This is a genomic window from Sphingomonas fuzhouensis, assembly GCF_034659795.1.
Classification (GTDB): domain Bacteria; phylum Pseudomonadota; class Alphaproteobacteria; order Sphingomonadales; family Sphingomonadaceae; genus Sphingomonas; species Sphingomonas fuzhouensis.
This window is the reverse complement of the sequence record NZ_JAXSQY010000003.1, coordinates 218036-232630: the sequence shown is the minus strand read 5'-3', so window position 1 is coordinate 232630 and position 14595 is coordinate 218036. Positions and strand designations below refer to the sequence as shown.

The 14595-nt window shown below is 66.7% G+C and carries 9 protein-coding genes; 5 read left to right on the top strand and 4 right to left on the bottom strand.

The features are described from left to right. Nucleotides 1–37: 37 nt before the first annotated feature. Nucleotides 38–3109, top strand: coding sequence for a TonB-dependent receptor domain-containing protein (locus tag U1H82_RS09270; RefSeq protein WP_322964641.1), 3072 nt, complete (start codon nucleotides 38–40; stop codon nucleotides 3107–3109). Between the two features lie 70 nt (nucleotides 3110–3179). Here the strand turns inward: U1H82_RS09270 and clpB are convergent, their stop codons facing one another. Beyond that, nucleotides 3180–5759 (bottom strand): ATP-dependent chaperone ClpB, encoded by a 2580-nt coding sequence (clpB, locus tag U1H82_RS09265; RefSeq protein ID WP_322964640.1) that lies wholly within the window; start codon nucleotides 5757–5759, stop codon nucleotides 3180–3182. Nucleotides 5760–5972: 213 nt separating this feature from the next. On the opposite strand from clpB, the gene U1H82_RS09260 reads away from it, so the two are divergent. The 4 genes from U1H82_RS09260 (at nucleotide 5973) to U1H82_RS09245 (ending at nucleotide 11957) form a co-directional block, all read left to right on the top strand. Beyond that, complete coding sequence (locus U1H82_RS09260) at nucleotides 5973–8825, top strand: M16 family metallopeptidase (RefSeq protein WP_322964639.1); 2853 nt, start codon at nucleotides 5973–5975, stop codon at nucleotides 8823–8825. A gap of 12 nt (nucleotides 8826–8837) precedes the next feature. After that, complete coding sequence (locus tag U1H82_RS09255) at nucleotides 8838–9137, top strand: hypothetical protein (protein ID WP_058716715.1); 300 nt, start codon at nucleotides 8838–8840, stop codon at nucleotides 9135–9137. 155 nt (nucleotides 9138–9292) lie between these two features. Further along, nucleotides 9293–11098 carry a DUF885 domain-containing protein gene (locus tag U1H82_RS09250; RefSeq protein WP_322964638.1) on the top strand — a complete coding sequence of 602 codons (1806 nt, stop codon included), beginning with the start codon at nucleotides 9293–9295 and terminating at the stop codon, nucleotides 11096–11098. A 46-nt stretch (nucleotides 11099–11144) separates the two neighbouring features. Further along, nucleotides 11145–11957: an energy transducer TonB gene (locus tag U1H82_RS09245; protein WP_322964637.1), complete on the top strand. Its 813-nt coding sequence runs from the start codon at nucleotides 11145–11147 to the stop codon at nucleotides 11955–11957. A gap of 4 nt (nucleotides 11958–11961) precedes the next feature. Here the strand turns inward: U1H82_RS09245 and U1H82_RS09240 are convergent, their stop codons facing one another. The 3 genes from U1H82_RS09240 to gpmA all read right to left on the bottom strand — a co-directional run bounded on the left by U1H82_RS09240 (nucleotide 11962) and on the right by gpmA (nucleotide 14574). Beyond that, a complete protein-coding gene (locus U1H82_RS09240) occupies nucleotides 11962–13017 on the bottom strand; it encodes a 5-(carboxyamino)imidazole ribonucleotide synthase (RefSeq protein ID WP_322964636.1) in 1056 nt (351 codons plus the stop codon). Nucleotides 13018–13021: 4 nt separating this feature from the next. Further along, nucleotides 13022–13501, bottom strand: a complete 480-nt coding sequence (gene purE / locus U1H82_RS09235; protein ID WP_322964635.1) for a 5-(carboxyamino)imidazole ribonucleotide mutase — start codon at nucleotides 13499–13501, stop codon at nucleotides 13022–13024. A gap of 386 nt (nucleotides 13502–13887) precedes the next feature. Next, on the bottom strand, nucleotides 13888–14574 hold the full coding sequence (gene gpmA, locus U1H82_RS09230) for a 2,3-diphosphoglycerate-dependent phosphoglycerate mutase (RefSeq protein WP_322964634.1): 687 nt from the start codon (nucleotides 14572–14574) through the stop codon (nucleotides 13888–13890). Between the last annotated feature and the right edge of the window lie 21 nt (nucleotides 14575–14595).

Sequence of the window (14595 nt, the reverse complement as noted above, 5' to 3'; positions counted from 1 at the left end):
GAATGCGGGTGTCGGACGGGAAAAAGGGGTAGAGACCATGACCAATTCGTGGATGGGGCCGCGCAAGCTCGGCTTGCTGGCGACCGTTGCGCCGTTGTCGATGCTGCTGGGCGCGCCGGCGCTGGCGCAGAGCGTACCTGCGGCCAATCAGAATGCCGAAGCCAATGCCCAGGTGGGGCAGGGGGCCGAACAGGCCGATGCCGGTACGGGCGGCGATATCGTCGTCACCGGCTCGATCATCCGCGGTGCCGATGTCGGCCCGTCGCCGGTGTCGACCATCACCGCCGAAAATCTGGACGTTCGCGGCATCAACACGGTGCAGGCGGGTATCCAGGCGCTGGCGTCGAACAACGGTCCGGCGCTGACCAATTCGTTCACCGCCAATGGCGCGTTCGCGAGCGGCGCGTCGTCGGTGTCGCTGCGCGGCCTGTCGACCAACTCGACGCTGGTGCTTTTCGACGGTCTGCGCGCCGCTTATTATCCGCTGTCGGATGACGGCACGCGCAACTTCGTCGACCTGAACACCATTCCCGACGACATCGTCGACCGCGTCGAAGTGCTGCGCGACGGCGCGTCGTCGAGCTATGGCGCGGACGCGATCGCGGGCGTGGTCAACATCATCACCAAGCGCTCGGTGAAGGGCGTGATGGGCCGCGCCGAGGCGGGCATTTCGCAGCGCGGCTACAATGCCAACCAGCGCGTCTCGCTGACGGCGGGCACCGGCGACCTGGATGAGCAGGGCTATAACGCCTATATCAGCGGCTTCTATTACCGTGCCGAGGGCGTGCGGGCGAGCCAGCTGCCAGCGCCGTACAACTCCAGCGACGAACGCGGCATCTGCTCCAACCGCACCGGCACCACCATCTGCGGCCCCAACAACATCGCCAACGGACTGGACCTGAACGGCCAGTATACCAATGGCTTTGCGATCAACACGCCGAACTTTTACGTCCGCCCCGCCGACGCGACCAACACCACGCCGAGCGGCCGCTATCAGTTGCTGAACCCGGCGGCGGGCTGTCTGACCGGCACGCCGTATAATCCGACCGCCGCCGAACTTGCGCTGCCCGCCAACGCGACCGCGCCCGGCACCGTCTGTCAGGTCGACACCCAGCGGCTGTACGGCAACATCACCCCCGATATCGAGCGGGTCGGCGGATCGGCGCGCTTCACCGCGAAGATCGGTGACACGTCGGAAGCCTATCTGCAGGTCAATTTCCAGCAGGCGACGACCAGCTATACCGGCACCCCGACCGTGATCCGCGCCAATGCGCCCGCCGGTATCCTGTTCCCGCAATATTCGACGTCGCAGAACCCGACCCCCGCGATCGACCCGAACTCGGCGATCCTGGCGCTGCCCGTCTATATCTGCCCGCGCGCGACCGTCGGCGCATGCAATGCGACCAACGGCACGCTGAACCCGAACAATCCGTTCGCCGCCACCGGGCAGGTCGCGCGTCTGGTCGGCACGCTGCCGAACAGCTTCGAATCGACCAAAACCCGCAGCCGCGTCTACCGCGCCGCCTTCGGGATCAACGGCACGATCTTCGACGATGTCGATTATCGTTTCGACGCGACCGCGATGCACACCGATCTGCGGCTCGAGCAGAACGGCTATGTCTATATCCAGCACCTGCTCGATGTCATCAAGGACGGCAGCTACAACTTCGTCAATCCGGGCCTGAACAGCCAGGCGACGCTCAACTATCTGACGCCGACCAACATCACCAACGACAGCTCGGACCTGCTCCAGGCGCAGTTCACCCTGGGCAAGGCGATCATGACCCTGCCGGGTGGCGACCTGCGCGTCGCGGTGGGCGGCTCGATCTTCTACGAGGCGATCGACGCGCCCAGCGCCAATCCGGACGAGAACGGCCCGACCCAGCGCTATTTCCGCCTGAACGCCTTTGGCACCAGCGGCAACCGCACCGTCTCCTCGGCCTTTTACGAGGTCAACGCGCCGATCGTCGATCAGCTGACGGTCAACGCGTCGGGTCGCTATGACCATTATTCGAGCGGCCAGAGCGCTTTCTCGCCCAAGTTCGGTGCGATCTTCAAGCCGATCCGCCAGGTCGCGCTGCGCGGCACCTATTCGCGCGGCTTCCGCATTCCTTCGTTCGGTGAGGCCAACGCCCTGCCGACCACCGGCTATGTGACCCAGTCGCTGAGCAGCATTCCCGACGCCTTCCTGCGTCAGTACAGCATCAATCCGGGCGCCGGGCAAATCTGTTCGCAGAACACGCCGACCAACTGCGCGGGCTATATCTCCAACTATTCGATCGGGCAGACGACGCTGGCGTCGCAGAATCTCGACCCCGAAAAGTCGCGCAGCTTCACCGCCGGGATCAAGGTCGATCCGGTGCGCGGCCTGTCGCTGACCGTCGATTACTTCAACATCCGCAAGACCGGGGCGATCACCACCCCCGACCTGTCGCCCGCCATTGCCGCTTATTATGCGGGCGCGGCGATCCCGGCCGGGTTCGAGGTCATTCCGGATGCCGTCGACATCAACAACCCGACCGCCACGCCGAAGATCGCCTTCGTCCGCTCGCAGCTGATCAATGCCCAGACGATCAAGTCCGAAGGCATCGATTTCGGCATGAACGGCTTTTACGACTTCGGTTCGTTCCGGTGGAACACCAACCTGAACGCCAGCCTGATCCTGGAGCTGAGCACCACGGTCGACGGCGTGCGCCAGACCTATGTCGACACGCTGGGCAATTTCAACCTGACCGCCGGTTCGGGCACGTTCGAGTGGAAGGGCAACTGGGTCAACACCTTCGACTTCGGGAACTTCGCGTTCACGGGCACGGTCAACTACACCTCGGGCTATGACCTGTCGGCCATGGACCAGGGTGACGCGTATAAGGATTGCGGCCAGGCCCCGGCCTATTTCGGCTGCCGCGTGAAGAGCTACATCACCGCGGATGCGAATGCGTCGTTCAAGGTCAACGACAAGTTCACCTTCTACGTGAACGTGCTGAACGTGTTCAACCGCCTGCCTCCGATCGATCCGGTCACCTACGGCGCGTATCTCTACAACGCGGTGCAGGGCGGCGACGGCATCTTCGGCCGCCAGTTCCGCGCGGGCGCCAAGTTCAACTTCTAACCCCAGGGTTCGTTTCGGCGAGCCCCACTTGGGGGCGGCTCCTTCGGGCGCCGCCCCCTTTTTATGGACCTTACGCCACCGACAGCGTCAGCTTCCCGTCGCCTTCGTCGACGGTCACGATCGCGCCGTCCTTGACGTTGCCGCGCAGGATTTCCTCGGCGAGCGGGTCCTGGAGGTGGCGTTGGACCGCGCGGCGTAAGGGGCGTGCGCCGTATACCGGGTCGTAGCCTACCCGGCCCAGCCACTCGCGGGCGGCATCGGTCAGGTGCAGGCTGATCTTGCGATCGGCCAGCAGCTTGGCGACGCGGGCGACCTGGATGTCGACGATCGGGCCCATATGGCACTGGCCCAGGCGGTGGAACAGGATGATCTCGTCCAGCCGGTTGAGGAATTCCGGGCGGAAATGGGCGCGGACGATCTCCATCACCTGTGGCTCGACGCTCTCGACGCTTTGCCCGTCCTCGACACCCGCCAGATACTGGCTGCCCAGGTTCGAGGTCAGGATGATGAGCGTGTTCGAGAAGTCGACCGTCCGGCCCTGACCATCGGTCAGGCGACCGTCGTCCAGCACCTGGAGCAGCACGTTGAATACGTCGCCATGCGCCTTCTCCACCTCGTCGAACAGCACGACCTGATAGGGCCGCCGCCGCACCGCCTCGGTCAGGACGCCGCCTTCCTCATAGCCGACATAGCCCGGAGGCGCGCCGATCAGCCGCGCGACACTGTGCTTCTCCATGAACTCACTCATGTCGAGACGCACCATCGCGGATGGATCGTCGAACAGGAATTCAGCGAGCGCCTTGGTCAATTCGGTCTTGCCGACGCCCGTCGGCCCCAGGAACAGGAACGATCCGAGCGGCCGGTTCGGGTCCTGCAGCCCGGCCCGCGCCCGGCGGACGGCGGTGGAGACGGCGCGGACCGCATCCTCCTGGCCGATCACGCGTGCACCGATCACCTCCTCCATGCGGAGCAGCTTTTCGCGTTCGCCCTGCATCATCCGGTCGACCGGCACGCCGGTCCAGCGGCTGACCACGCCCGCGATATCGTCGGCGGTCACTTCCTCGCGCAGCATCGCACCCTCGGTCGCGGACTGCGCCTCGGCGAGTTGTTTCTCCAGCTGGGGAATGCGGCCATAGGACAGTTCGCCTGCGCGTCCGAGGTCACCGCTGCGCTGCGCCTGGTCGAGTTCGATCCGCGCCTGGTCGAGCTGTTCCTTCAGCCGCGCCTCGCCCGCGATCTTGTCCTTCTCGGCCTGCCAGCGCTGGGTCAGCGCGTGCGACTGTTCCTCCAGATTGGCGAGTTCTTCCTCCAGATGCTCGAGCCGGTCGATACTGGCGGCGTCGCTCTCACGGCGCAGCCCCTCGCGCTCGATCTTCAGGCGCAGGATGCGGCGGTCGAGCGTCTCGATCTCCTCGGGCTTGGACTCCACCTCCATGCGGATGCGGCTGGCGGCCTCGTCCATCAGGTCGATCGCCTTGTCGGGCAGGAAGCGGTCGGTGATGTAGCGGTTCGACAGCGTGGCCGCCGCCACCAACGCGCCGTCGGTGATGCGCACGCCGTGATGGAGTTCGTACTTTTCCTTCAGGCCGCGCAGGATCGAGATGGTGTCCTCGACCGTCGGTTCGCCGACAAAGACCGGCTGGAAGCGCCGCTGGAGCGCGGGGTCCTTTTCGACGTACTTGCGATATTCGTCGAGCGTGGTCGCGCCGACGCAGTGGAGTTCACCGCGCGCCAGGGCGGGCTTTAGCAGGTTGGAGGCGTCCATCGCCCCGTCGCCCTTGCCGGCACCGATCAGCGTGTGCATCTCGTCGATGAACAGGATGATGTCGCCTTCGGCGGCCTTCACCTCGTCGAGTACGCCTTTCAGCCGCTCCTCGAACTCGCCGCGATATTTGGCACCCGCGATCAACGCGCCCATGTCGAGCGCCATCAGCTTGCGGTCCTTGAGCGTATCCGGCACGTCGCCGTTCGCGATACGCAGCGCCAGCCCTTCGGCGATCGCGGTCTTGCCGACGCCGGGTTCGCCGATCAGCGCGGGGTTGTTCTTGGTCCGACGCGCGAGGATCTGGATGGTGCGACGGATTTCCTCGTCGCGGCCGATCACGGGGTCGAGCTTGCCGTCGCGCGCCGCCTGGGTCAGGTCGCGGGCGAATTTCTTGAGCGCGTCATAGCGGTCCTCGGCGCCCGCCGTGTCGGCGGTGCGGCCCTGGCGCAGCTGTTCGATCGCGCCGTTCAGGGCCTGCGGGTTCACGCCCCCCGCCGCCAGCGCCTTGCCAGCGGCCGTGGTCGAAGCGAGGGTGAGGGCGAGCAGCAGCCGCTCGACGGTGACGAAGCTGTCGCCCGCCTTTTGTGCGACCTGTTCGGCCTGGTCGAGCACGCGGACCAGATCATTGTCGAGGCCGGGCGAGGTCTGTGCGCCAGAGCCCGAGACGGCGGGAATCTTGGCCAGCGCCGCATCGGTCTCGCGTTCGACGCGCTTGGGGTCGCCGCCCGCCGCCTGGATCAGGCCGGACGCCATGCCCTGATCGTCCTCGATCAAGGCCTTCAAGAGATGTTCGGGGGCGATGCGCTGATGGCTGTTGCGGATCGCCACGGTTTGCGCAGCTTGGAGAAAGCCTTTGGCGCGGTCGGTGAATTTTTCGAGGTTCATCTGGTCTTCCTGTCGCTTTCCAGGTCAGATGGTGTTGCAATTTGGCAACACAAGGGGTGGGTGCAATTTGACGCCCGCAACATGGGAAGGCCGTTTCGATAACGAAAGGGTGCAGCCACGATCCGTGTAAAATCCGTTCGTTTTGCCGGGATTGCGGATCGCCGCCCGCCCGCTATGCTCCGGCCATACACTGAGTGGGGAGACTCAAAACCTATGCGTATCAAGTCCGTGGCGCTGACCGGCGCCGCCGCCCTTGCGTTCGTCCTGCCCGCCCAGGCCGTGCTGGCCCAGGCGACCACCGCGACGAAGGCCGCCGCGCAACCCGCGCCCGTCTCGGCGCTCGTGAAGGCGGTCGACATCCCCTATCAGACCTTCACCCTGAAGAACGGCCTGCGCGTCGTCGTCCATACCGATCGCAAGGCGCCGGTCGTCGCGGTCAGCGTGTGGTATGATGTCGGGTCGAAGCATGAGCCCAAGGGCAAGACGGGCTTTGCGCATCTGTTCGAGCATCTGATGTTCAACGGCTCGGAAAATGCGCCGGGCGACTTCTTCGCGCCGCTCAAGTCGGTGGGGGCGACCGACTATAACGGCACCACCTATTTTGACCGGACCAATTATTTCGAGACGGTGCCGACCGCCGCGCTCGACCGGGCGCTGTTCCTGGAATCGGACCGCATGGGCTATCTGCTCGGCGCGGTGACGCAAGGCGTGCTGGATGAACAGCGCGGCGTCGTCCAGAACGAAAAGCGTCAGGGCGACAACCAGCCTTACGGCCTGACCCAATATAAGGTGCTGGAGGGGCTATTCCCCGCCGGGCACCCCTATGCACATAGCACCATCGGTTCGATGGCGGACCTCGACCAGGCCTCGCTGGAGACGGTGAAGGACTGGTTCCGCAGCCATTATGGGCCGAACAACGCCGTGCTGGTGCTGGCGGGCGATATCGATGTCGCCACCGCCAAGCCGCTCGTGGAAAAGTATTTCGGCGCGATCAAGCCGGGCCCCAAGAGCGTCCTGCCGACCGTCACCATCCCGACCCTGCCCGCGCCGGTCAACGAAGAGATGAAGGACCGCGTCGCCGCCGTCATGATCAGCCGCAACTGGGCGGTGCCGGGCTTGAACGATCCCGAAAGCGCCTCGCTGGTCGTGGCGGGTTCGATCCTGGGCGGGCTTGCCTCCTCGCGGCTCGACAATATCCTGGTGAAGCAGGAAAAGCTGGCGGTGCAGGTGTCGGCGGGCGATCGTCCCTTCGCGCAGGTCGGCATGTTCAACATGACCGCCATCGTCCGCCCCGGCGTCGACCCGGCGCTGGTCAACAAGCGGATGGGCGAAATCCTCGCCGACTTCCTGAAGAACGGCCCGACCGCCGACGAGGTGCGGCGTGCCGTGACGCGCTATGTGTCGGGTCGCGTTCAGGGTCTGGAATCGGTTGGCGGCTTCGGCGGCAAGGCGGTCGCGCTGGCCGAGGGGGCGCTTTACTCGAACGATCCGGGCAAATATAAGAAGCAGCTGGAGGCGATCGCGGCGCAGACGCCCGCGACCGTCAAGGCGGCGGCGGACAAGTGGCTGTCGCGCCCGGCCTATACGCTGACCGTCGTGCCGGGCGCGCGCGACGCCTATGAAGAGGCCAAGGTGCCGCCGCGCGCCAATGTGCCTGCCGCCCCCGACCAGGCGCCCAAGGGCACGCGCGGGGCCCTGCCCGATGTCGGACAGGTCAAGCCGCTGAGCTTCCCGGCCGTCGAGCGCAGCCGCCTGGCCAACGGGATCGAGCTGATCTACGCGCAGCGAACCGCCGTGCCGGTGACGCAGATCGCGACCTCGTTCGATGCCGGTATCGCCGCCGACGTGCCCGGCAAGCTGGGCACGCAGCGCATGGTGCAGGCGATGCTGGATGAGGGCACCACCCACCGCAACACCATCGCGATCGCCGAGGAGCAGGAGCGGTTGGGCGCGACGATCGGGTCGAGTGCCTCGAACGACCGTACCGTCGTCGGCCTGGACGTGCCCAGCATCAACCTGGTCCCGGCGCTTGATCTCTATGCCGATATCGTCCGCAACCCGGCCTTCCCCGACCCCGAACTGGCGCGGGTGAAGGCGCAGACGCTGGCCGGGATCAAGCAGGAACTGACCAGCCCGCAGGGGCTGGCCGCCCGTGTCCTGCCGCCGCTCGTCTATGGCCCGACCAGTCCCTATGCCAAGGCGCAGGGGGCGGGTGATCCGGCTGCGGTGGCGGCGATGACCCGCGACCAGCTGATCGCGTTCCAGCAGGCCTGGCTGCGTCCCGACAAGGCGAAGATCTTCGTCACCTCGGACCGTCCGCTGGCCGAGGTGAAGGCCGCGCTCGACCGCGTGTTCGGCGACTGGCGCGGCAGCGGTGCGGGCGGCGTGAAGAGCTTCACCGCGGGTCAGCCCTCGGCGCCCAAGATCGTGCTGGTCAACCGGCCCGACAGCCCGCAGTCGATGATCCTGGCGGGCGCGCCGACGCCGCTGAAGGGCGTCGACGACATGCTGCTGGTCAACACCGCCAATGACGCGCTGGGCGGCAGCTTCCTCAGCCGGATCAACACCGATATCCGCGAAAACAAGCACTGGTCCTACGGCGTGCGGGGCGGGTTCCAGACGTCCGAATTCGCCGCGCCCTATGTCATGTCGGCGCCGGTGCAGGCGGACAAGACCGGCCCGTCGATCGACGCGCTGCGCAGCGACGTCACCGAATTCCTGACCACCAAGCCGATGGATCAGGTCGAATTCGACCGCGCGATCACCGGCGCGATCCGGTCGCTGTCGGGCAGTTTCGAAACCTCGGGCGCGGTGCTGTCGGCGATGCAGACCAACGACCTGTTCCATCGCCCGGACAATTACTATGCGACGATCACCCAGCGTTATCAGGCGATGACGCTGCCCGAGCTGAACAAGTCGATCGAGGCGGCGTTGAACCCCAAGCGCTTCGTCTGGGTGGTGGTCGGCGATGCCAAGGCGGTCAAGCCGCAGCTCGACACGCTGGGTCTGCCCGTCGAGGTAATCGAGCCGTCGGCGGTCGTCGCACCCGCCCCGGCGGCACAATAAGGGAGAGTGAAGATGGCCGATATCGACGGAACCTGGAACTGCATCGTCAAATCGCCGCTGGGCGATCAGGAGATGACGCTGACCGTCACGACCGAGGGTGATCGCTTCACGGGCTCCGGCGGCGGCCAGATGGGCGCGATGGACATTGAGGGTGACGTGTCCGGCAACACGATCAGCTGGAAGATGTCGATCAGTTCGCCGATGCCGATGACGCTGGACTGCGAAGCGACCGCCGATGGCGACACGCTGACCGGATCGGTCGGCGCGGGCGCGTTCGGCAGTTTCCCGCTGTCGGGAACGCGCGCGGGGTGATGTCGCGTCTCCTGCGATGAAGAGGGGCGGTGCGTCGGGTCGACGTGCCGCCCTTTTCGTTGCGGCGGCCTTCGCCTCGCTCGGCTCGTAAGCGGTTCTAATCCCGCCGGAACCGCTCTACGCTGCGCCCCGATGCGACATAAAGGGGGACGGGCATGATCGACCGGCGGCATTTTCTGGGTGGGACGGCGGCATTCGCCTTGGCGACGCAAACCGAAGGCGTCGTGGCGCAGGGGGGCGCGTCTGCCCGGCTGACCGCGCTGTTTGATACGCTGGTCCAGGAACAGCTCCGCCGCAGCCCCGAGGGCGCGACCAGCCTGGGGCTCGATACCGGCGCCAATGCCGATCTGCGCAGCCAGCTGTCCGACCAGTCACCCGCAGGCCTGGCGGCGGCCAAGGCCGCGACCAGGGCCGACCTGACCCGGTTGGCGGCGATCGATCCCGCCAGCCTGTTACCCGAAGAGCGGATCGACCTCGAATCGATCCTCTACACTCGGCATTCGGCGCAGGCGGTGCAGGCGTTCGACTTTGGCGGCTATTCCTATGGCCCCAGCCCCTATGTGGTATCGCAACTGTCGGGCGCCTATCAGTCGGTCCCCGATTTCCTCGACACCAAGCACAAGATCGCCAGCGCAGGTGACGCCGATGCCTATCTGATGCGGCTGCGCGCCTTTGCCCGCCAGATCGATGCGCAGACCGACCGGATGCGCCATGATGCCGGGCAGGGGGTGGTGCCGCCCGACTTCATCCTCGACCTCGCGCTCGAACAGATGGCCAAGACGCGCCAGCCCGCCGACCAAGCGCTGGTCGTCCAGTCGCTCGCGCGCCGAACGGCCGAAAAGGGCCTGGGCGACCGCTATGCGGCGCAGGCCGCCCAGATCTATGATGCGGAGGTGTTGCCAGCACTCGACCGCCAGATCGCCTATGCCAGGGCGCTGCGGGCCAAGGCGACGCACGACGCGGGCGTCTGGAAACTGCGCGAGGGCGCGGCCTATTACCCGGTCGCGCTGAAGGCCAATACGACGACCAGCTTCTCGCCCGACGAGGTCCACCGTTTCGGCCGCGACCAGGCGGCGATGCTGTCCGCGCGGCTCGACACGCTGTTGAAGAAGCAGGGCTACACCAAAGGCACGGTGGGTGAGCGCATGGCGGCGCTCTACAAGAACCCGGACCAGCTCTATCCCAATACCGACGAAGGCAAGCGCGCCGCCATCGCCTATTGCAACGCCCGGCTCGACGCGATCCGTACCCGCCTGCCGCAGGTGTTCGAGCGGATACCGCCTTACGGCTTCGAGGTGCGCCGCGTGCCGCCCCAGACCGAGGCGGGCGCAGCGGCGGCCTTTGCGCAGGGGCCTGCGATCGATGGATCACGGCCGGGTCTCGTCTATTTCAACCTGAAGGACAGCGCCGACTGGCCCAAATTCTGCCTGGCGACGACCGTCTATCACGAAGGGCTGCCGGGGCATCAGATGGAGGGCGGCCTCGCGCTGTCCAACACGCGCCTGCCGCTGATCCGCAAGATCAACGGTTTCTCGGGCTATGGCGAGGGCTGGGCGCTCTATGCCGAGCAGCTGGCGGACGAGATCGGCATGTATGACGACGATCCGCTGGGGCAGTTGGGATATCTCAAATTCCTGCTGTTCCGCGCCAATCGCTGCGTCGTCGACACCGGACTGCACCACCTGCGCTGGACCCGCGAACAGGCGATCCGCCATTTCGTCGAGGCCGAGGGCGAGGCGGAGGGCTTCGCCACCCGCGAGGTCGAGCGCTACTGCGTCAATCCCGGCCAGGCGGCGAGCTACAAGCTCGGCCATTCGGTCTTTGTCGACATTCGCGACCTGGCGAAGAAACAGAAGGGCGACCGCTTCGACCTGAAGGCGTTCCACACCGCCGTCCTGCGCCACGGCCGTGTGCCGCTCGACGTGCTGCGCCGGGTGGGCGAGGAATGGGCCAAGGCTTGACCTGAATCATCATCGCGGTGATCTTGCCGGGCGGGAGAACATCGCGATGCAGGTCAGCGCTTCGATCGGGCCGGACGGCGGGCGGCGGCGGACGGCCGTCATCGCGACGGTGGCCGTTCATGCCCTATTCGTCGCGCTGCTGCTCAGGGGGGCACCAGGCCATCCTGTGATCGATGATTCCGAGCGGCCCCGGCTGACGCTGTTCGATCTGCCGCGCCTGCCCGAACCACCGCCCGCCCCGGTGCTGCCGCCGCCGGTATCGCCCGCCCCGGTCAAGCGCGAAGCCATGGTCATTCGCCCGACCGCCGGGGGTGGCTCACCACGTCCGGTGCGCGCCAACCCGGCGGAGCAGGCGGCCCCGCATGCCGTCACGCCCGCGCGGTTCGATACGGTCGACCGGCCCGCCCCGGCGGCGGATATCGGGGCCGAACTGCCGCTGCTGGCTGGAACCGCCATCTCCGACGGGGTCGGAACAGGCATCGCCAGCGGACGGGGCACCGGCGGGGAAGGGGATGGCACCGGCAACGGGCGCGGCGCTGGCGACGGCCCGGGACAGGGGCGGCTCCGCTTTGCGCTGGCGGAATGGATCGAAAAGCCGAGTCAGGCCCTGATCGACGAGGCGTTCCCCCGCATGGCCCGGAGTGGCGGCGTCAGCGGCGTGGCGGTGCTGCTCTGCGTCGTGCCGAAACCGGGCAGGCCCAAAAGCTGTACGGTTGCGGCGGAGCGGCCCAAGGGGCGCGGCTTCGGCCCGGCGGCGCTGGGGCTCTACCCCCAGTTCCGCATCCGGCCGGTGATGAAAGGCGATGAGGTCGTCCAGGCCCAGGTGCTGGTGCCGGTGACCTTCACCATTCATCGATAGGGTTTTACCGCGCCACCCGCGTAATATGCCCCATCTTGCGGCCCGGCCGCGCTTCGCCCTTGCCGTAAAGGTGCAGATGCGCGCCCTTTTCGGTCAGCGCGTCTTCCCAGGCATCGTCGCCGATCAGGTTTTCCATTGCCACCCGCGCGCCGGTCAGCGTCGTATCGCCCAGCGGCAGGCCGCAGATCGCGCGGATGTGGTTCTCGAACTGCGAGGTTTCGGCTCCCTCGATCGTCCAGTGACCGGAATTATGGACGCGCGGCGCCATCTCGTTGAAGACGGGGCCGTCCTCGGTCGCGAAGAACTCGCAGGCCAGCACGCCGACATAGCCCAGCTCTTCGGCGATGCGGATGGCGAGCGCGGTCGCTTCCTCGGCCTGGGCGGCGATCTCGGGCGGCGCAGGCAGGGTCGAGGTGCGCAGGATCGCATCGCGGTGGACATTGTGCGGCGGATCGTAGCGCACCGCCTGCCCGTCTTCCCGACGCGCGATCAGGATCGAGAATTCGTGGCTGAAGCGGATGAACCCCTCCAGCACGGCGGGGCCGCCGATCGCCTCCCAGGCGGCGGGGGCTTCGGACATGTCGCGGATCAGGACCTGGCCCTTGCCGTCATAGCCGAAGCGGGTGGTCTTCAAGATCGCGGGGCAGCCGATCCGGTCCAGCGCGGCGGTCAGGTCGGCGGCGCAGTTCACCTCGGCCCAGGGGGCGGGGCGGCCGCCGACCGTCTCGACGAAGCGCTTCTCGGCGATCCGGTCCTGCGCGACGCGTAGCGCGGTAGGCGAGGGGTGGACGGGGACTCGTTCAGCCAGCCATTCGACCGGCGCGACGTCGACATTCTCGAACTCATAGGTGACGACGTCGCAGGCGGCGGCGAAATCGGCCAGCACGACCGTATTGTGATAGTCGGCACGGGTCAGCGAGGAGGCGGTCTGTGCCGCCACGCTTTCATCGTCGGGGGCCAGGACATGGGTGCGATAGCCGAGCTGCGCGGCCGCCACCGCCAGCATCCGGCCCAGTTGGCCGCCCCCCAGGATTCCGATCGTCGAACCCGGCTTCAACATTGGCTTACCCTTGCGGATCGTTGGCGACGCTGTCGGTCTGGCGCTGGCGCCAGGCCTTCAAACGCTCGGTGAGGCCCTCGTCCGACAGCGACAGGATCGAGGCGGCGAGCAGCCCCGCGTTGATCGCCCCCGCCTTGCCGATGGCGAGCGTGCCGACCGGAATGCCGCCGGGCATCTGGACGATCGAGAGCAGGCTATCCATGCCCTTCAATGCCTTGGATTCGACCGGCACGCCCAGGACCGGCAGATGCGTCATCGACGCGGCCATGCCCGGCAGATGCGCCGCACCGCCCGCGCCCGCGATGATGACCTTGATCCCGCGATCGGCGGCAGTGGTTGCATAGTCGTACAGACGCTGCGGCGTGCGATGCGCGGAGACGACGCGGGTCTCATGCGCCACGCCCAGCGCGTCGAGCGTCTCGGCGGCATGCCGCATGGTTTCCCAGTCCGATGTGGACCCCATGATGATCCCGACCGACATCATATCCGCTGTTCCGCTCTGTCCCCCAGTGGCCCCGGTGCCGTGGGGGAAGCGGCGTGACTAGCGGGGCGCGGCGGGGGGGGCAAGTTTCCGTATGCGTTCGGGAATAACTTAGCGGATTTTGGGTTCGCGCGGAGGCGCGGAGACGCGGAGGTGGCGTATCCAGCCGCAAGGCTGGCCTATCAAACGCCAGGCAGAATAGGGGAGGGCCGGAGACGGCGGATGTCGCCGCCGCCCGCCATAACTCTCCGCGTCTCCGCGCGAACCAAATCTTCGCGCCTTCGCGGCTTCGCGCGAAATCAAAATTGGTTCACGCCAAGCCGCGATGACGCGAAGAGGAGCGAATGAGAGACGATCTTGGATGCGACGGCTCTCTGTCTCCCGATCGCTTAGCGCTCGGACAGGTAATAGCGGTCGGTCGGGGTCAGGTCGTCGGCCAGTTCATAGACGATCGGCTGGCCGGTCGGAATTTCGAGGCCGGTGATCTCGTCGTCCGGGATGTTCGACAGATGCTTGACCAGCGCGCGCAGCGAGTTGCCGTGCGCGGAGATCAGCACGCGGTTGCCGTCGCGCAGCGCCGGGGCAATGCGTTCGTCCCAATAGGGCAGGACGCGCCCGATCGTGTCCTTCAGGCTTTCGGTCGCAGGGACGGGCACGCCCGCATAGCGGCGGTCGTTCGACAGGTCGAACTCGCCGCCCGCCTCGGCCGGGGGCGGGGGCACGTCGAAGCTGCGACGCCAGATCTTGACCTGTTCCTCGCCATGCTTGGCCGCCGTCTCCGCCTTGTCGAGGCCGGTCAGCCCGCCATAATGGCGCTCGTTCAGCCGCCAATGCTTCTCGGTCGGCAGCCAGAGGCGGCCCATCACCTCCAGCGCCAGGTTCAGCGTCTTGATCGCGCGGGTCTGGAGGCTGGTGAAGGTCAGGTCGAAGTCCAGCCCCTTCTCGGCCATCAACGCGCCTGCCGCCCGCGCCTCGGCGGCGCCCTGCGCGGTGACGTCGACGTCCCACCAGCCGGTGAAGCGGTTCTCCAGATTCCAGGCGGACTGGCCGTGGCGGATCAGGACGAGCTGGGGCATGGAAACTCCTTCAGATTGATG

Bases quoted from the DNA above. Each gene is read 5' to 3' on its own strand.
- U1H82_RS09270 (WP_322964641.1), top strand. From the start codon at position 38: ATGACCAATTCGTGGATGGGGCCGCGCAAGCTCGGCTTGCTGGCGACC.
- clpB (WP_322964640.1), bottom strand. From the start codon at position 5,759: ATGAACCTCGAAAAATTCACCGACCGCGCCAAAGGCTTTCTCCAAGCT.
- U1H82_RS09260 (WP_322964639.1), top strand. From the start codon at position 5,973: ATGCGTATCAAGTCCGTGGCGCTGACCGGCGCCGCCGCCCTTGCGTTC.
- U1H82_RS09255 (WP_058716715.1), top strand. From the start codon at position 8,838: ATGGCCGATATCGACGGAACCTGGAACTGCATCGTCAAATCGCCGCTG.
- U1H82_RS09250 (WP_322964638.1), top strand. From the start codon at position 9,293: ATGATCGACCGGCGGCATTTTCTGGGTGGGACGGCGGCATTCGCCTTG.
- U1H82_RS09245 (WP_322964637.1), top strand. From the start codon at position 11,145: ATGCAGGTCAGCGCTTCGATCGGGCCGGACGGCGGGCGGCGGCGGACG.
- U1H82_RS09240 (WP_322964636.1), bottom strand. From the start codon at position 13,017: ATGTTGAAGCCGGGTTCGACGATCGGAATCCTGGGGGGCGGCCAACTG.
- purE (WP_322964635.1), bottom strand. From the start codon at position 13,501: ATGATGTCGGTCGGGATCATCATGGGGTCCACATCGGACTGGGAAACC.
- gpmA (WP_322964634.1), bottom strand. From the start codon at position 14,574: ATGCCCCAGCTCGTCCTGATCCGCCACGGCCAGTCCGCCTGGAATCTG.